Annotated in this window: 15 protein-coding genes; 4 read left to right on the top strand and 11 right to left on the bottom strand. The window is 57.9% G+C overall.

Going from position 1 to position 17,164, the window contains the following annotated elements; translation table 11 throughout:
• Positions 1–49: 49 nt before the first annotated feature.
• The 4 genes from QN399_RS22405 to QN399_RS22420 are packed head-to-tail and all read right to left on the bottom strand — an operon-like array spanning position 50 to position 3,536.
• Positions 50–1,219 carry an ABC transporter ATP-binding protein gene (locus tag QN399_RS22405; protein WP_322278495.1) on the bottom strand — a complete coding sequence of 390 codons (1,170 nt, stop codon included), beginning with the start codon at positions 1,217–1,219 and terminating at the stop codon, positions 50–52.
• 14 nt (positions 1,220–1,233) lie between these two features.
• Positions 1,234–1,887: an ABC transporter permease gene (locus QN399_RS22410; protein ID WP_322278157.1), complete on the bottom strand. Its 654-nt coding sequence runs from the start codon at positions 1,885–1,887 to the stop codon at positions 1,234–1,236.
• Positions 1,884–2,807, bottom strand: a complete 924-nt coding sequence (locus QN399_RS22415; RefSeq protein ID WP_322278155.1) for a glycine betaine ABC transporter substrate-binding protein — start codon at positions 2,805–2,807, stop codon at positions 1,884–1,886. The genes QN399_RS22410 and QN399_RS22415 overlap by 4 nt, the downstream gene beginning before the upstream one ends.
• Positions 2,808–2,822: 15 nt before the next feature.
• Positions 2,823–3,536: an ABC transporter permease gene (locus QN399_RS22420; protein ID WP_323567047.1), complete on the bottom strand. Its 714-nt coding sequence runs from the start codon at positions 3,534–3,536 to the stop codon at positions 2,823–2,825.
• 331 nt (positions 3,537–3,867) lie between these two features.
• On the opposite strand from QN399_RS22420, the gene QN399_RS22425 reads away from it, so the two are divergent.
• On the top strand, positions 3,868–5,451 hold the full coding sequence (locus tag QN399_RS22425; protein WP_322278150.1) for a peptide chain release factor 3: 1,584 nt from the start codon (positions 3,868–3,870) through the stop codon (positions 5,449–5,451).
• Positions 5,452–5,499: 48 nt separating this feature from the next.
• Here QN399_RS22425 and QN399_RS22430 read toward each other — a convergent pair whose 3' ends face one another.
• From QN399_RS22430 to QN399_RS22440, 3 genes are all read right to left on the bottom strand, one after another.
• Positions 5,500–6,642, bottom strand: coding sequence for an alpha/beta hydrolase (locus QN399_RS22430; protein WP_323566254.1), 1,143 nt, complete (start codon positions 6,640–6,642; stop codon positions 5,500–5,502).
• Positions 6,643–6,751: 109 nt separating this feature from the next.
• Positions 6,752–7,648, bottom strand: a complete 897-nt coding sequence (locus QN399_RS22435; protein ID WP_322278146.1) for a LysR family transcriptional regulator — start codon at positions 7,646–7,648, stop codon at positions 6,752–6,754.
• A gap of 98 nt (positions 7,649–7,746) precedes the next feature.
• Positions 7,747–8,331 (bottom strand): NAD(P)H-dependent oxidoreductase, encoded by a 585-nt coding sequence (locus tag QN399_RS22440; protein ID WP_322278144.1) that lies wholly within the window; start codon positions 8,329–8,331, stop codon positions 7,747–7,749.
• Between the two features lie 314 nt (positions 8,332–8,645).
• Between QN399_RS22440 and QN399_RS22445 the strand changes: the two genes are divergently transcribed.
• Positions 8,646–8,990, top strand: coding sequence for a cupin domain-containing protein (locus tag QN399_RS22445; RefSeq protein ID WP_322278142.1), 345 nt, complete (start codon positions 8,646–8,648; stop codon positions 8,988–8,990).
• Positions 8,991–9,462: 472 nt separating this feature from the next.
• On the opposite strand, the gene QN399_RS22450 is transcribed toward QN399_RS22445, so the two are convergent.
• Entirely contained in the window at positions 9,463–9,771 is a 309-nt protein-coding gene (locus QN399_RS22450) for a hypothetical protein (RefSeq protein WP_322278140.1), read from the bottom strand.
• A 283-nt stretch (positions 9,772–10,054) separates the two neighbouring features.
• On the opposite strand from QN399_RS22450, the gene QN399_RS22455 reads away from it, so the two are divergent.
• Positions 10,055–10,627, top strand: a complete 573-nt coding sequence (locus QN399_RS22455; protein WP_322278138.1) for a sigma-70 family RNA polymerase sigma factor — start codon at positions 10,055–10,057, stop codon at positions 10,625–10,627.
• Positions 10,624–11,265 (top strand): DUF1109 domain-containing protein, encoded by a 642-nt coding sequence (locus QN399_RS22460; RefSeq protein ID WP_322278136.1) that lies wholly within the window; start codon positions 10,624–10,626, stop codon positions 11,263–11,265. The genes QN399_RS22455 and QN399_RS22460 overlap by 4 nt, the downstream gene beginning before the upstream one ends.
• 44 nt (positions 11,266–11,309) lie before the next feature.
• On the opposite strand, the gene QN399_RS22465 is transcribed toward QN399_RS22460, so the two are convergent.
• The 3 genes from QN399_RS22465 to QN399_RS22475 are packed head-to-tail and all read right to left on the bottom strand — an operon-like array spanning position 11,310 to position 16,953.
• Positions 11,310–14,387 carry an efflux RND transporter permease subunit gene (locus QN399_RS22465; protein WP_330201685.1) on the bottom strand — a complete coding sequence of 1,026 codons (3,078 nt, stop codon included), beginning with the start codon at positions 14,385–14,387 and terminating at the stop codon, positions 11,310–11,312.
• The gene (locus tag QN399_RS22470) at positions 14,384–15,589 is read right to left on the bottom strand and encodes an efflux RND transporter periplasmic adaptor subunit (protein ID WP_322278132.1); all 1,206 of its coding nucleotides are present in this window, start codon (positions 15,587–15,589) and stop codon (positions 14,384–14,386) included. Before QN399_RS22470 ends, QN399_RS22465 begins: the two co-directional genes overlap by 4 nt.
• On the bottom strand, positions 15,586–16,953 hold the full coding sequence (locus QN399_RS22475) for an efflux transporter outer membrane subunit (RefSeq protein WP_330201686.1): 1,368 nt from the start codon (positions 16,951–16,953) through the stop codon (positions 15,586–15,588). The genes QN399_RS22470 and QN399_RS22475 overlap by 4 nt, the downstream gene beginning before the upstream one ends.
• Positions 16,954–17,164 lie beyond the last annotated feature (211 nt).

Here is a 17,164-nt window from a genome sequence, read left to right on the forward strand (position 1 = left end):
GACCTGCGCGATCCGTTGTAGGAGCGCGCGTGCCCGCGATGGCATCAGATCAGACTGGCGCTGCCTGCTCAGCCAACTCTGCAGGCGAGGTGATGCTGGTTTTGCCGCCCTTCGAACGGCCCGAACTCAGGTACTCGGCAATCGATTCCTGGGTAACTTCACCGAGGAATACGCGCTCGGCGTCCATCACCGGCAACCATGACCGATTGAACTCGTACATGCGCGACAGCAGTATCCGCAGGTGTTCGTCGAACGCGGCGGTAGCATTGAATTCGCGCAGGTACTGTGCGCAAGTGCCTTGCTGACGGTGCAGGTCGCGTCGGCGGACATAGCCCAGGCCTTTGTTATCGGCATCGGTGACCACCACGTAGCGGCGGTCTAGTTCGTCCATCAACTCCAGCGCTTCGGCGACCGGGGTTTCCGGGCTGACGGACGGTGCGTTGTCGGCAGCATCTTCGGCGCGGACCAACAGCAGGCGTTTGAGCGTGCTGTCCTGCCCCACGAAGTTGCTGACGAAATCGTCTGCCGGGTGTGCCAGCAAGGTGTCTGGATGATCGAACTGAATCAGCTTGCCGCCACGGAAGATCGCGATCTTGTCGCCCAGCTTGATCGCTTCGTCGATGTCGTGGCTGACCATGATCACGGTCTTGTTCAGCGCCCGTTGCATCTCGAAGAACTCGTTCTGAATCATCTCGCGGTTGATCGGGTCGACCGCGCCGAAGGGTTCGTCCATCAGCAACAACGGGGCATCGGCCGCCAACGCACGAATCACGCCAATTCGCTGTTGCTGACCACCGGACAACTCACGCGGGTAGCGGCTCAGGTACTGCTTGGGCTCAAGCTTGATCATGCTCATCAACTCGCGGGCACGGTCGTGGCATTTCTGTTTGTCCCAGCCCAGCAAACGCGGAACGATGGTGATGTTTTCTTCGATGGTCATGTTCGGGAACAGACCAATCTGCTGAATCACGTAGCCGATATTGCGACGCAGGGTCACTGCATCCAAATCAGCGGTGTCTTCGCCGTTGATCAACACCTTGCCGGAAGTCGGCATGATCAGCCGGTTGATCATTTTCAGCGTGGTGCTCTTGCCGCACCCAGAAGGCCCGAGGAATACACAGATCTCGCCTTCGTTGACGGTCAGGCTCACGGAATCCACGGCGATGACGTCTTTACCGTTGGTGTGAAACGTCTTGGTCAGGTTCTGAAGTTCGATCATTTGCTTTGGATTCATCATTTCAATAGACCTTTTGGAGTCAGCGTGCGTTGCAACCATTGCAGAAGCAGGTCGGCGAAGATGGCCAGAAGACTGACCAGTACGGCGCCGACGATCAGCATCGACATATCGCTGCGGCTGATTGAAGCGAGAATAAGTACACCCAGGCCACCGGCACCGATGGTCGCGGCAATGGTCATGACGCCAATGTTCATCACCACGGCAGTACGCACTCCGGCGAGAATCACTGGCACGGCGATGGGCAACTCGACCATCCGCAGGCGCTGACCGAAGGTCATACCGATGCCTTTGGCCGCTTCACGAATGCCAGGGTCGACCCCTGTCAATGCCAGGTAGGTGTTACGCATGATCGGCAGCAGCGAGTACAGAAATACCGCGGTGATCGCCGGCATCGGCCCGAGGCCCTGGCCGAACTTCGAATAGAACGGCAGCAACAGACCGAACAAAGCAATCGAGGGCACGGTGAGCAGAACCGTGGCGCTGGCTTGCAGCGGACCGGCCAATGCCGGGAAGCGCGTCATTAATACGCCCAACGGGACGCCAACCACGATGGCCAGGGTCACGGCGATCCCGACCAGGGTGATGTGCTGCCAGGTCAGGTGCAGGACCAGCGGCCAGTCCAGATGGGAGAAGGTGCTGAAGATATTCATTGCTTCTCCTTATTGTCTTGAGGGACAGGGTGCAGTGGGTGCTCGCGCAGAAAGTCCGCAGCAACGATAGAGGGGCTGTCGTGATCGACATCGACCCGCGCATTGAGCGCGCGCATGGTGGTGTCATCCAGCAGTTCGGCCAGCGGCTTTAGCTGTGCAGCGAGGTCCGGATGAGCGTCCAGGTATTCCTGGCGAATCACCGGTGCGGCGGTGTAGTCCGGAAAGTAATGTTTGTCGTCTTCGAGCAGCTTGAGCTGGAACGCGTTCAGGCGCCCGTCCGTGGTGTAGACCAACCCGGCGAAAACCTGGCCGTTACGCAGCGCGGTGTAGACCAGCCCGGCATCCATCTGGCGGATGCTCTCGCGGTTCAGGTTCATGTCGTATTGCTTGACCATCCCAATCAAACCGTCGGAACGGTTGGCGAACTCGGTATCCAGCGCAACGATGTGTTTGTCTTTCACCTGGTCTTTCAGGACGCGGCTCAGGTCGCTGATGGTGTTGATCTGCGGGTACTGGTCAGCGACTTTTTTCGGCAACGCCAACGCGTAGGTGTTACTGAATTTCGACGGCGAGAGCCAGACCAGCCCCTTCTTCGCATCCAGCGTTTTGACCCGTTCAAAGGTCTGCGCGCTATCGAGTTTTTCGTCGACATGGTTGTAACTCACCAGGGATACCCCGGTGTACTCCCAGATCAAATCCAGTTGCCCGCTTTCTTGCGCACTACGTGCCAGAGTACTACCCAGGCCACCGGTCACGTTGACGTCGTAGCCCTTAGTGCGCAAATACTGAGCGGTGAGTTCCGCGAGGATCGTTTGCTCGGTAAACACTCGGGCACCGACGCGGATTACCGGCTTTTCAGCCGCTTGGGCAAATCCCGAGAGCAGCAAGGCAAAGCCTATAAATAAGCATGATCTTTTCATTGGAATTCCTTTCAATCAGCGGGTCAGACCGCGTTCCAGCCAGAGTCGGCTCGCCAGTGTCACCACGCCATCAAGCAGCAGTGCGAGCAAGGCGGTACACGCCGCGCCGAGCAATAGCTGCGGCTGATTGTTCAAGGCGATGCCGGGAAAAATCAGACTGCCCAGACTGTTGGCGCCAATCAGAAAGGCCAGCGGGGCCGTCCCGACATTGATCGCCAAGGCCACCCGCACACCACCGACAATAATCGGCACGGCATTCGGCAATTCGACACGCAGCAGCACCTGGGTGGGTGTCATACCGATGCCGACTGCGGCTTCCTTGAGTGAACCCTGAACATTTTTCAGGCCTTCATAGGTGTTGCGCACGATGGGCAACAATGAGGCGAGGAACAGGGCGAAGATGGCCGGTCCGCTGCCAATCCCGAGAATACCAAGGGCAATGGCCAGCACGGCGAGAGGTGGGACGGTGTTACCAATATTGAAAATCTGCATGAAGCGTTCGGCGCGGCCAACCATGTTCGGTCGGCTGAGGGCAATGCCAGCCGGGATTCCGACCAACAGGGCTGCCAACATTGAAAGCATCACCAGAATCAAATGGGCTTGCAGATAAAACAATAGATCGTCTTGGTACTGTAAGAGGGTACTGATGCCGATCCAGTGGATCAGCAGGGCCAGAAATGCGATGACAACCGCACCTCCCAATAGCCCCTTGCCATAGCGATTAGCCACAGGCGGACTCCTTATTTCAGTCGGCAAACGCGTTGCAAGGCCAGCCAATACTGGCAGCACACAAACGTTCGCGAAGAGCAGCGGGTGGGTCGCCGTTAAGGGGTTAACCTCGGCGAAAACACAAGCCATAAGCGCAGCTTCGTCAAGCTAACTTGCTGATTTTTCAACCCCTGACGTTGGCTGTAACAGGGGAGTGGACGTCTCCACGACCTGAAAGGTTCCCACGAAAGACACTATTTCGCCACCTTTGATCGACTGAGCGGTTCGGTTATTGCATCAATTTGGGCTATAATCGGCGCCCTTTTTTGAATCACCTGCCAGGCGATTTCCCATGAGCAACCAGGCCGCCGAAGTCGCGAAACGCCGCACTTTCGCCATTATTTCCCACCCGGATGCGGGTAAGACCACCATCACCGAAAAATTGCTGTTGATGGGTAAGGCCATTGCTATCGCCGGCACGGTGAAGTCACGTAAATCCGACCGCCATGCGACGTCCGACTGGATGGAGATGGAGAAACAGCGCGGGATTTCCATCACCACATCGGTCATGCAGTTCCCGTATCGCGATCACATGATCAACCTGCTCGACACCCCGGGCCACGAAGACTTCTCCGAAGACACCTACCGCACCCTGACGGCAGTGGACTCGGCATTGATGGTGCTCGATGGTGGTAAAGGCGTCGAACCACGGACCATCGCGTTGATGGATGTCTGCCGTTTGCGCGACACACCGATCATCAGCTTTATCAACAAGCTCGACCGCGACATCCGCGACCCTATCGAACTGCTCGACGAAATCGAAGCCGTCCTCAAGATCAAGGCTGCGCCGATCACCTGGCCCATAGGCTGCTACCGCGATTTCAAGGGCGTGTACCACCTGGCCGACGACTACATCATTGTCTACACCGCCGGTCACGGCCATGAGCGTACCGACGTCAAGATCATCGAAAAGCTCGATTCGGATGAAGCCCGCGCCCACTTGGGTGATGAGTACAAACGCTTCGTCGATCAGCTCGAATTGGTGCAAGGCGCCTGCCACGAGTTCAACCAGCAAGAGTTCCTCGACGGCCAGTTGACCCCGGTGTTCTTCGGCACGGCACTGGGTAACTTCGGTGTCGATCACGTACTGGACGCTGTTGTGAACTGGGCACCTCAACCGTTGGCCCGGGTTGCCAATGAGCGCACGGTAGAACCGAACGAAGAAAAGTTCAGCGGTTTCGTGTTCAAGATTCAAGCGAACATGGACCCTAAACACCGTGACCGTATCGCCTTCATGCGTATCTGTTCGGGTCGCTATGACAAAGGTATGAAGATGCGCCACGTGCGTCTGGGTAAAGAAGTGCGGATCGGCGACGCGCTGACGTTCTTCTCCTCCGAGCGTGAGCAGTTGGAAGAAGCCTACGCTGGCGACATCATCGGCCTGCATAACCACGGCACGATCCAGATTGGTGACACCTTCACCGAAGGCGAGAACCTGGGCTTTACCGGTATCCCGCACTTCGCACCGGAACTGTTCCGCCGCGTGCGTCTGAAGGATCCACTCAAGTCCAAGCAGTTGCGTCAGGGCTTGCAGCAATTAGCCGAAGAAGGCGCCACGCAGGTGTTCTTCCCGACGCGCAGCAACGACATCATCCTCGGCGCCGTGGGCGTTCTGCAGTTCGATGTGGTTGCCAGCCGCCTGAAGGAAGAATACAAAGTCGAGTGCGCCTACGAGCCGATCACCGTGTGGTCAGCCCGCTGGATTGAATGCAGCGACAAGAAAAAGCTCGAGGAATTCCAGATCAAGGCCGTGGAAAACCTTGCAGTCGATGGCGGCGGTCACCTGACCTACCTGGCACCGACCCGGGTCAACCTGGCCCTGATGGAAGAGCGCTGGCCCGATGTGAAATTCCGCGCAACGCGTGAGCATCACTGACAGTCTTGTCGGCAGTCAGCTCAGGCACGAAGATGGCTCCAGCGGTCGCTATTGCAGCTGTCCCGCGCGCCCCAGCCAGCCCGGCGCAGCTTTTTGCAGCCACTCGCTGGCGACCGGATTGTGCCTGACGCGGCTGTCGAAAAAGGCCTGGCTGATCACCTGAATGGCGGCGACTTGTTTAGGGTCCGGAACAGGCTCGGCACCGACCGGGCTGTGACTGGAGCTTGCAGATCGGGCGCTTTTGCCCTTGGCATGACTTTTCCCGCCAGGGGTGTGCTCGTCGCCTGGCGGCTTGCTTATACCTTTTCTGTCAGGGGGAATAGGTACCAAATCAGAGCCGGACAAGGTTTTGTAAGTAGAGCGCGCCAGCTTCAGACGATAGCTGCCAGCAACCGTCACCGACTCGCCGAGTAATTCCCTCTGTTGGTAAGAGCTGACCCAATTAAAGGGGTCTTCGTCGTCCGGGCTGGTTATCGTCAGTACCGGCGAAGTTATGCGAGCGAACACCTCAGGCCTGGCCCCGACGTCAACATAAGGACTGAGCAGCAGCAAGGCTTTGGGCTGAATATCAACGCCCGATGCGACTCCCGCTTCTCCCGCGCCAGCCACCGCAGCGGCGGTCTGCGCACCCAAGTCAAAACCGGCCACGACCACTTGGTTCCAGTCGATGGAAGCAAGTTGCGCATCACCTTTCGCTGCCCGTGCCCGTACTTCAGTCAGCACCTTTTGCAGGGTTGCCAGACGGTCGCGCAGGGCTGGACCGGAGTAGCGATCAGCCGCCAGCTCACGAAATACACCCGCTTGGGCCTGACTCGTGGAATAGAGTGCCGGGCCGTAGTATTGCCCCTGAATCGACAACACCGCGTACCCGGCCTGCGCCCAGGCATTACGCCACTCTTCACCTGCCGTGGCGGACTCGCCGAGGCCCGGCAAGTAGATAATCAGCGGTAAACGCTCGTGGGTGTCGGGCGCCAACCAAGCAACATCGACCGATTGCCGCCCGAGCTGCCAGGTCTCATTCCAGTTGGAAATGTCGTTGCGGGCAGGTTGATAGGCCGTGGCCAGATCCTGATTAACCAATTCGGCGAATTTGATGTGCGGGTCAGCTGGGTCGCTGGCGCAGCCAGCTATCAGGCCCAGGGTGCCGATCAGCACACTTGCAGCAAGCCAGTGTCGCGGTTGAAGAATCATATGCCCCACAAAGTTCATCCCTATCAGTTGGCTCGGCCATAACGAGCAAGCCTAACCGTACCGGCCTCATGCAACGAGTGGGACACGGTAAATAATAGGTAAATCATCCCTACGCGGCGTAGTTCGCCAACTTCTTTTGGATGAAATCCAGAAAGCATTGAATGCGCAGCGCCAACTGCGAGTTCCGGTAGTACACCGCATGAATCGGTTGCCGATAACCGCTGTTGGCTTCCGGCAGAATCACCTGCAGGCGCTTAAGGCGGATGTCTTCGTGAGTCATGAAGTGCGACAGGCAGACAATGCCCTCCCCGGCCAACGCCAATTGACGCAAGGTCTCGCCACTGGAGGCGGACACCGCAGGCTGGATCTGCAATCGATCACCCTCAGCGTGACGCAACGGCCAATGGTTCAAGCTTTCTGTCTGGGTAAAGCCGAGCAAAGCATGGCTTGCCAGTGCCTCAACGGTGGTCGGCGTGCCATGTTTTTTGAGGTAAGCCGGGCTGGCGAGAATACTCAACGGACTACTGCCCAACGAGCGCGCATGCAGCGTCGAATCGGCGAGGACACCAATGCGAATCGCCACATCCGTGCTTTGCTCAAGCAAGTCGATGACCAGGTCGTTGCTGTTCAGTTCAAGCTGAATGTCCGGGTACAGCGTGCGGAACTCGGCGACGTAAGGCACCACCGCGTGCAGCATGAACGGCGACGCGGCGTTGATCCGTAAACGGCCGGAGGGCACGTGTTGGCGCAGGGACAAGCGTTCTTCAAGTTCATCCATTTGCGCCAGAATCTGCTTGGCTTTTTCGAGGAAAAACTTGCCCTCTTCCGTCAAGTCCATGCGTCGCGTGGTGCGATTGATAAGGGTGGTTTCCAGCTTCGCCTCAAGCCGCGACAATGTCCTGCTGATCGCCGAAGGGGTTTGCCCCATGTGTTCGGCAGCAGCGGAAATCGAGCCGCTTTCAATCACCGAAACGAATACCTGCAACTCATCTGATCTGGCTTTCACTTTTGTCTCCTGCTCAAAACCGGCTAAATATTAGCCTTGTTTTTCGCAAAAGACAGGCTGTTCATTCGCGACGCATGTCCCTGGTTGCGCCTACAGAATCAGATGCTGAATACGTCAGCCAGATGCCGCTCATAGCGCTTCACATCAGCCTCTATGGCCGGGACTTTCATCACGTCGACAGAGAGGAACGTCGGCAACGCTGTCAGGCCCAAAAACTCGTTGGCTTTATGGAACGGGAAGTACACCGCATCCACGCCTTCCCCTTCGAAGAAATCGCTCGGGTCATCGAATGCTTGCTGTGGCGCGTTCCAGGTGGCGGAAATCATGTACTGCTTACCCTGCAATAAACCACCGCTACCGTATTTCTGCGATGCATCGGAGCGGGTACGACCGTCGTTGGCGTACAGGCTGCCATGACCTTCGGTAAACACTTCATCGACGTACTTCTTCACAGTCCACGGCGCGCCCATCCACCAGCCTGGCATCTGGTAAATGATCACGTCGGCCCAGATAAATTTGGCCACTTCTTCAGCCACGTCATAACCGGCGTCGATTTGGGTTTCTTTGATATCAAAACCGGAGTGATCAAGGAACGCCACTGCCGCATTATGCAAGGTGGCGTTATACAAACCTTCGGAGTGCGCGAATTTTTTGCCGCCGTTCAATAACAGAATTTTTTTCATGAAAGGTCTCATCAGTATTCAATTGCAAGCCGCACTGCAGACGCGGCTGATTGAGGAGGTTAAAAAATTGACTGACGGCAGAGTACCGATAAGACCGCGAATGAATAAGCCGCAGCCGGGCAAAATACTTTTGACTCAAGCGCACGAATAGCACTTAGATTATTGCTGCTGGGTTTTGAGGCATCGCGTGCGGGCCCCGCGCTTCTGGATAGCTCAGTGTCGAGCACAGACAATTGCCCCTGACGTAACCGACCTATGGTGTCCGAGCGCGGACTGCACCGTCTGACAACCGCGCCCCCACCCTTGGAGTTGTCATGTCTACGCCGATTACCGTCCTTCGCAATACTCACCCACTGCCCCTGCTCGACGCCTGCAAATGGGAAAAACTCGAAGGTGACCCGCACACCGTCAACCTCAACGCCTACACCTCCGAGGATGGCAGCAAGATCATGGGCACCTGGATCTGCACCCCTGGCAAGTGGCGGGTGGATTATGTGAAGTGGGAATACTGCCATTTCCAGGAAGGCTACTGCATCATCACCCCTGACGGCATGGCGCCGATCCACCTGCGGGCGGGCGATATTTTTATTGTTGAGCCTGGAATGAAGGGGACGTGGGAAGTCGTTGAGACTGTGCGCAAGTATTTTGTTTTTGCTTGAGCTGTTGTTTATCGATCAGCGCCAGTCATGGTGAAAACATCAGCCGTGACCAAGTAGACCGGAGAGGTCCAGCGACGGCTGTACGTGGAACGCTGGCCGCGCCAGGCGCTCGGAAATGAGTGCCTGGCGCGATCCGCGAGTGCCCTCGGACGCTGCAGGCCCGGACTACTACCGACCACATCGGCTTTCAAGATGGACTTCGAGCTACACACCACTAGCTGCGCATTCGAATGCAGCCTCATAGTGCTTCGGTTTGATGCCCTGCCGCCCATCTCGAGTGATGCCTTTATGATCGGAGCGCCCCCTGTGAGCCTGCAATTACATCACTTTGAAAGTGCCCATGCCGTATAGCGTCTTGATGCTGGTGCATGTCACGGCGGAGGCGTTTTCCCAGGCATTGGATTGGTAGTCCATTGGCTGGGCCCGCGCCCGCGTTGCAATCGTTATGACCAGCCATCACCACGCAATAACATTACTTCATAGCACCTGACTTCATGGCGCCAGGAGCCATAGAGTCAGCAGCTTTAGTGCCTGGAGCCATGGCGCCTGGAGCCATGGTATCAGCCGCCATGGCGCCAGCAGCTTTGGTGCCTGCGGCCATAGAGCCATGAGCCATGGTATCAGCCGCCATAGAGCCATGAGCCATAGTGTCAGCAGCCATGGCGCCAGCAGCTTTAGTGCCAGCCGCCATAGAGCCAGGAGCCATAGTGTCAGCCGCAATGGCGCCAGTGGCCATCGAAGAGAACGCGAGTGCCACGGCAACGAGTTTAAGAATGTTCATGATGACTTCTCCAGAGCAATGAGGGGTAGTCCGCATGCCAGTGCGCTCGAGCACTGTACTTACGATCCGTAAGGTAGTTCGCCGTCGCTCGCCATCTGGTTACAGCGATCTGGAAATATTTTTTCGAACGTTTTTTCTGGCCTGCTCCGTCAACCCCGGCAAGAATGTTTGCGGTTTTGGCGTAATCAACGCTCACAGCAGTTTCGATCCCCGCTCGCTGCGAGATGGCCAGCGGAAGGCCGTGCTAAAAAATAATTCACCTATTGTGTAACCAGAGCGAGCGATGGACCGAACTACACATAACGAGTCGTTACGCAGCCGCGAAATATATCTTCAAGCGCTGTTCCTCGCAGGACTGAGGGGTGATGAAACGGCCTACCGGACGTTTCTTTCTGAATTGAGCACGCATCTACGCGGCTTTCTCAGGGCCAGGCTTCAGCGCCAGCCGGGCGAAATCGAAGATTTGCTGCAAGAGGTATTGCTGGCCGTGCATAACGGACGCCAGACATACCGGGGCGAGCAGCCTTTGACCGCCTGGGTTTTCGCCATTGCGCGTTATAAACTCACGGATCTTTTCCGGGCACGTTCGCGTCACGACGTATTCAATGACTCCATCGACGATGCGATGGAGCTGCTTGCCGAGTCACATCTAGAGCCTGCGCAGGCTAGCCGCGACCTGGACAAACTGCTTGAGCAGTTACCCGACCGTCAGCGCCTACCCATCATGCACGTGAAACTCGAAGGTTGGTCGGTCGCAGAAACAGCTCAGATGACGGGATTGTCCGAGTCAGCGGTAAAGATTGGCGTACACCGCGGGCTCAAAGCCCTGGCGGCAAAGATCCGAGGCACACGATGAAAACTGATGATCTTGTTTCACTGCTCGCCGCTGGCGTCACACCAATAGACCGGTGGGCGCTTGCCAAGCGCTTCGGCATCGCAGTCCTGATTGGAGTGCTCGGTGCGGGCCTGCTACTGGTTTCGACCCTGGGTGTGCGCGCAGACCTCGCCCAAGTATCAGTAACCGCAACTTTCTGGGCAAAAACCGCCTTCCCGCTGAGTCTGGCGATCGGGGCGCTGTTGATGGTAACCCGCTTGGGCAGACCGGGCATGAGCAGCGGATACGGCGGGTTACTGGTCAGCGCTGCAGTCGCCGCGGTCTGGTTGAGCGGGGTTTATGTGCTGGCCGTCGCGACGCCCGGCACACGGGTCTCCATGCTGCTCGGCAAAACCTGGCGAGTGTGTGTGCTGAATATCATGCTGCTCTCGATCCCCGGATTCATCGCGGTGTTCTGGGCGCTGAGAGGCCTTGCACCGACCCGTTTGGCATTGACCGGTGCCTGTGGTGGCTTGCTCGCGGGATCGATGGCGACCCTCGTCTATTGCCTTCATTGTCCCGAGACGGGAGTGCCGTTCTGGGGTGTCTGGTACACGCTTGGCATGTTACTGCCAACAGTCATCGGCGCAGCATTGGGGCCACGCTGTCTGCGCTGGTAACCAACGCATTCACCGTGCGGGCTTATCCAGCACGTTAGATACATTCAGACGTTGACGAGTGCGGGAACGACCTCCGGACGCGTTCGAAAACGGTTGAACCAGAGGTAAACCACCGGTGTGGTGTACAACGTCAACAGTTGTGAGACCGCCAGACCGCCGACGATGGCGATACCCAGTGGCTGCCGTAATTCAGAACCGGCGCCATGACCGAACGCCAACGGCACTGCACCCAGCAATGCGGCCAGCGAGGTCATCAGGATCGGTCTTAGGCGTAGCAGACAACCCTCACGTACGGCCTCGCGAGGCGACAAGCCCTGCGCTTCTGCCGCCAGCGTAAAGTCGACGATCATGATCGCGTTCTTCTTGACGATGCCAATCAGCAGAATGATGCCAATCATCCCGAGCACCGACAGGTCTTGTCCGCACATAATCAACGCCAACAGCGCTCCGAAACCCGCCGATGGCAACGTGGAGATAATCGTCAGCGGATGGATCGCGCTTTCGTACAGGACGCCCAGCACGATATAAACGGTCAGGATCGCCGCAAGAATCAGCCATGGCTGGGACTTTAGTGAGTCTTGAAATGCCTGAGCGGTCCCCTGAAAACTACCCACAACACTGTCAGGCAACGCCACCGCCAGCGATGCTTGCTGAATCGCGGTAACGGCCTCGCTCAAGGCGTGTCCCGGTGCCAGGTCGAACGACAGCGTGATCGCCGGGAACACACCTTGATGGTTGATGATAATCGGCATCAGTTCGTTCTTGATGTCGGACAGCAGGTTCAACGGCACCAACGTGCCAGAACTCGAACGGACGTACAGATGACCCAGTGTCGCAATGGACAACTGCCAGCGCGGATCGATCTCCAGGATGACCTGATTCTGGTCCAGTTGCGTGAACATCGTCGCCACCTGACGCTGGCCGAAGGCGTCATACAACACGTCGTCGATGGCCTGTACCGAGACCCCCATCCGAGCCGCCGTTGCCCGATCGATCACTAGGGTTGCCTGTGTCGCCGCGTGCTGTTGATCGGAGGTGACATGTTGTAGCTGCGGCAAACCCTTGAGCTTTTCCAAAAACACCCCGCTCCAATGATCCAGTTCAACACTGTCCGGGTCCTGAAGGGTGTATTGATACTGCGTCTTGCTGGCCCGCCCGCCGACTTGTATGTCCTGGTTGGCTTGCATGAACAGTTTGATCCCGGGGACTTTGTCGAGCTGCGGCTGTAACCGGGCGATCACCTGCTGGGCAGACGTGGTGCGATCGCTGAAGGGTTTGAGGTTGATCATCACCTTGCCCTGGCTGATCGTAGGGTTCGGTCCGATCCAGAAATAGACCTTGGCCACGGCAGGGTCCTGGCCGACGATATTCGCGAGAAGAGCAACCTGATCACGCATCGCCTTGGGCGAAATATCCGGTGCAGCTTCAGCCACGCCCTGAATCAAGCCATTGTCCTGTTGCGGGAAAAAGCCCTTGGGTATGTAGACATACAATGCCGCCGTCGCCACGAACGTCGCCATCGCGACCGCCAGGGTCAAGCGTTGATGGTCGAGCACCCAGTCAAGGCTGCGGCGATACCCATTCAGGATGCCGGTAAATGCGTTTTCACAGCCCTGCGAGAAGCGCCCTGGACGGGATTCCTCCTCGTGCTTGAGTAACCAGGCGCAGAGCATCGGGGTGATTGTCAGCGACACAATGCACGACATTAAAATGGCCACACTGACGGTCACCGCAAACTCACGCATGAGCCGCCCGACGATGCCGCCCATCAGCAGAATTGGCAAGAACACGGCAATCAGCGACACCGTCATCGAGACAATGGTGAACGCCACTTCACGCAGCCCATCCACCGCTGCCTGCATTCGGGACTTTCCCATCTCCAGATGGCGGACAATGTTTTCCATGACCACGATGGCATCGTCGACCACAAACCCCACGGCAATCGCCAGTCCCATGATCGACAGGTTATCGAGGCTGTAGCCGAGCAGGTACATCACCGCGAAAGTCGCCACCAACGACAACGGAATCGTCAGACTCGGAATCAGCGTTGCGGTCGCTTTGCGCAGAAAAACGAAAATGACCACGACAACCAGTGCAATAGAGAGCATCAGGGTGAACTGAACGTCGTTAACCGACGCTTCGATGGTCTGCGTACGGTCGCCCACCACTTGAACCTGAACATCGCGAGGCAATGAAGCGGTCAGCTCCGGCAGCCGTGATTTAATCGTCTTAATCGTCGACAGAACGTTGAAACCAGGCTGTTTATGGATGTCGACAATGATAGTCGGCTGTCCACCGATGGCCGCTGCTTGCCGGGTGTCTTCGGCACCATCGATGACCTTACCCAGGTCGCCCAGCTTGATGGGCACACCGCTTTTGTAGGCCACGACCTGATCACGATAGCCCTTGGGATCAAGCAATTGGTCAGTGGCGCCAAGGGTGATCGAACGGTACTGGCCATCAAGGCTGCCTTTGGGCTGGTCGAGGGTACTCAGGCCGATCACACTGCGCACATCTTCCAGTGTCAGACCGCGAGCGGCCAACGCGTCCGGGTCGATCTGGATACGCACGGCAGGTTTTTGTTCGCCATGAAAATCCACCATGCCGACCCCAGGCAGCTGCGACAGCTGCTGGGCCAGGTAGTTATCGGCATAGCGGTCCAGCTCGGGCAAGGTGCGGGTCGGTGAGGTAAGGGCCAACGACAACACCGTGAACTCCGCAGGGTTGACCTTGTTGAACGTCGGCGTGCTGGTCATGGTTTTTGGAAGCGTGGCACTGGCAGTATTGATCGCCGACTGCACGTCCTGGGCAGCACCATCAATATCGCGGGACAGGTCGAATTGCAGCACGACCTGGGTTTTGCCCGCCGCGCTGGTGGAGGTCATCGAAGTGACCTGTGGTATCGCCGAAAACGCTCTCTCCAGCGGGGTCGCCACCGACGTCGCCATGGTTTCGGCACTGGCCCCGGACAATTTCGCAGTGACTTGAATGGTCGGAAAATCCACGGTCGGCAGTGGGGCCACGGGCAACTGGAAGTACGCGAAGCTCCCCAGCAGCATCACCCCCACCGCCAACAGGCTCAGACCTACGCGACGCGGGATCAAGCTCGACAGTGCGTTCATCGAGGAACCTCTATAACGGCGGTCGATTGCGATTCAGCCAGTGTTTGTGCGGCGCTTGCTTCGGACTTGATCGCCGCGACCCGAATACCCGGTGCGATACGCGACTGCCCCTGCACGACGACGGTTTCACCGAGAGCCAGACCTTGGCGAATCCATTGTTGATCGGCCACTACCGACGAGGCATCCACCTGACGTGGCTCCACCCGTTGATCAGCATTGACGACGTACACGAACGAACCTTTCTGACCTTGCTGAACAGCGGTAGCTGGCACCACCGTGGCACCGCGCTGGGTGTGCAAGAGCAACCGCGCGCTGACCAATTGACCAGGCCACAATTGGCTTTGAGCATTGTCGAACTCGGCCTTGAGCTGGATCTGCCCACTGGCCGCCGACACCTGACTGTCGATGAAACTGAGATGACCGGTCGCGATCTGCTTTTTACCGTCCCGCGTTACAGCCACCACTTGCAATGCCTGTCGACCGTTCTCCTCGAGTATTTCGGGCAGGTCGTCCTGGGAGACAGAAAAGGCCACAGAAATCGGATTCATCTGGGTAATGGTGACCAGCCCGCTGGCCTCCGCGCCATGCGCAATTGAGCCAACGTCCAGCAAGCGTTGGCCGGTGCGCCCAGTCAGCGGCGCCATGACGTGGGTAAAGCTCAACTGCAGCCGGGCGTTATCGAGCACCGCCTGATCCGCTTGAACGGTGGCCTGCTGGGCCGCCAGTTGAGCGCGGAAGGTGTCCACATCCTGCGTAGGTCCCGCCTTGGCCTGCGCCAGCTTGATGGCCCGATCAAGATTGACACGCAGGTTCGCCAGTTGCGCCTGATCCTTGGCCACCAAGGCCACTGCCTGCGCTACCTGGGCCTGATAGACCCGGGGGTCGATCTGCGCCAGTTGACTGCCCTCGGTGACCATCTGGCCCTCGGCGAACAGCACCTTCTGCAACTCACCATCGACCCGAACCCGCACGTTTACGCTGTTGAGCGGTTGCACGTTACCGATTGCTTCGAGCCATATAGGCAGGTCCTGTTGCTGGACTTGCTGCATGAGTACAGGGACTGCGGAATCCTGTTGGCCAATCGGCGCGGCCTGGGTTCGCCCCGCCCACGCGAAACGAGCCAGTAAAATCACGACGATCATCACGATGACCAGCCCAGGAAAACGCCAACGTGTAGGCAAAGCGGATGGCATGAAGTTCATGGATGGTCGGCCTTAACGGTGGGTGAAGAAAACACTGAGGTTTTCGAATAGGCGGTAATGGTTGCGGGCGTGAAGTCCCCCCCCAACGCCCGAAACAGGCCGACTGCAGACTGCAAATGCTGCAAGCGGACCTGCAACAGACTGTCTTCGGCCTGGTATTGGGTGCGCTCGACAATGAGCAGTGTCTGGAAGTCGGTGGAGCCCAGCCGATAACGGACCTGAGCCAGCCTGGCGGCTTCACGCGCGGAAGTGACTGCGGCCTGATTAAGCCTGTAGGTCTGATCAAGCTGATGCGCGGCGCTGAGCTGCGTCTCCACATCTTGCAGAGCCTCAATCACTGACTCCCGGTAACTGGCGGTCAACTCCTGAGCATGGGCCTGATCGACATTCAATTGACCTGTGAGCCGGCCGCCCGCGAACACCGGCTGGGCCAGCGTGCCGATGGCACTCCAGATGCCGCCGCCCGCGAGAGTGTCGACACCCCCCATCAGATCCAGCGAAATATTGGGAAGAAACGCCGCCCGTGCGACACCTACATCGAAGTTGGCCGATTTCAACCGAGCCTCCGCTGCTTGCACGTCCGGGCGTTGCCGCAACAGGCCGATGGGCAATCCCATAGCCGGGTGCGGAATCGCAAGGTCTTGCAAGCCGGTTTGATTAACCTGGAAACCTTGCGGTGGGACACCCACCAATACCGCAAGCTGATACAACGCCTGATCGCGCTGCTGACGCAATGGCGGCATCGCAGCCTGAAACGTCTGCAAGGCATTGCGTTGCTGTTCTACCTCAAGGTTGGAAACCACGCCTTGGCTGGCCTGGACCTCAACCAGTTCAAGCACCTGCTGCGCATCGTCGGCGATCGATTGAGCAAGGCGCAGTCGATCATCCAGCGACAGCACCTGAAAATACGTGGTAGCTATGGTCGCGCCCAAGGTCATTCGAAGCGTCTGGGCGTCGAACACACTCGCATTCGCCAGCGCGGTGGAAGAATCAGCCGCCGCCCGCGATTTGCCCCAGAAATCAGCCTCGTAGGTGGCATCGGCAAACACGCTGCGTTTTGCGGTGGTCCCGTAATTATCCTGGCGCTGAACATTACCGCCGAGGGACAGCAGCGGGTACTGCGCAGCCCCCGCTACCTGTGCAAGGCCCCGCGCTTCATCGATCCGGCTCATGGCGGCCTTGAGCGTATAGTTTTCGCTCAGCCCCTTGGCGATCAGCCCGTCGAGTTCCTGACTGTGAAACTCTTTCCACCACAGCCCACCTGACGCTGGCGCCTCAGCGCCCCCCTGCGCCCCCGTCCACGCAAGGGCGAGCGGCACGTCGGGCTGGCTGTAGGAAGGCACCAGAGAACATCCCCCGAGCATCAGCCATCCAGTGAACACCAGGGACCGGACTGCCCGTCCTGATCTGATCGTTCGCCCTGGAGATAAACGCTGCGTGAGCGCCGACGGTAGTGTTGCGGCTGGCATGTGCTGATTGTCTCCGTTAACCCTTGTGGCATAACCCACTAATGGCACGAAGATAGCGAACGACGACTGTCAGAGCGGTCCTCTGTACTTAAACAATTGTTTAAGT

It is taken from the genome of Pseudomonas sp. 10C3, assembly GCF_036346185.1.
Classification (GTDB): Bacteria; Pseudomonadota; Gammaproteobacteria; order Pseudomonadales; family Pseudomonadaceae; genus Aquipseudomonas.

Coding starts and splice junctions, on each gene's coding strand:
- QN399_RS22405 (WP_322278495.1), bottom strand. CDS start 1,219: ATGATCGAACTTCAGAACCTGACCAAGACGTTTCACACCAACGGTAAA.
- QN399_RS22410 (WP_322278157.1), bottom strand. CDS start 1,887: ATGAATATCTTCAGCACCTTCTCCCATCTGGACTGGCCGCTGGTCCTG.
- QN399_RS22415 (WP_322278155.1), bottom strand. CDS start 2,807: ATGAAAAGATCATGCTTATTTATAGGCTTTGCCTTGCTGCTCTCGGGA.
- QN399_RS22425 (WP_322278150.1), top strand. CDS start 3,868: ATGAGCAACCAGGCCGCCGAAGTCGCGAAACGCCGCACTTTCGCCATT.
- QN399_RS22430 (WP_323566254.1), bottom strand. CDS start 6,642: ATGATTCTTCAACCGCGACACTGGCTTGCTGCAAGTGTGCTGATCGGC.
- QN399_RS22440 (WP_322278144.1), bottom strand. CDS start 8,331: ATGAAAAAAATTCTGTTATTGAACGGCGGCAAAAAATTCGCGCACTCC.
- QN399_RS22445 (WP_322278142.1), top strand. CDS start 8,646: ATGTCTACGCCGATTACCGTCCTTCGCAATACTCACCCACTGCCCCTG.
- QN399_RS22450 (WP_322278140.1), bottom strand. CDS start 9,771: ATGAACATTCTTAAACTCGTTGCCGTGGCACTCGCGTTCTCTTCGATG.
- QN399_RS22455 (WP_322278138.1), top strand. CDS start 10,055: ATGGACCGAACTACACATAACGAGTCGTTACGCAGCCGCGAAATATAT.
- QN399_RS22460 (WP_322278136.1), top strand. CDS start 10,624: ATGAAAACTGATGATCTTGTTTCACTGCTCGCCGCTGGCGTCACACCA.
- QN399_RS22465 (WP_330201685.1), bottom strand. CDS start 14,387: ATGAACGCACTGTCGAGCTTGATCCCGCGTCGCGTAGGTCTGAGCCTG.
- QN399_RS22470 (WP_322278132.1), bottom strand. CDS start 15,589: ATGAACTTCATGCCATCCGCTTTGCCTACACGTTGGCGTTTTCCTGGG.
- QN399_RS22475 (WP_330201686.1), bottom strand. CDS start 16,953: ATGCTCGGGGGATGTTCTCTGGTGCCTTCCTACAGCCAGCCCGACGTG.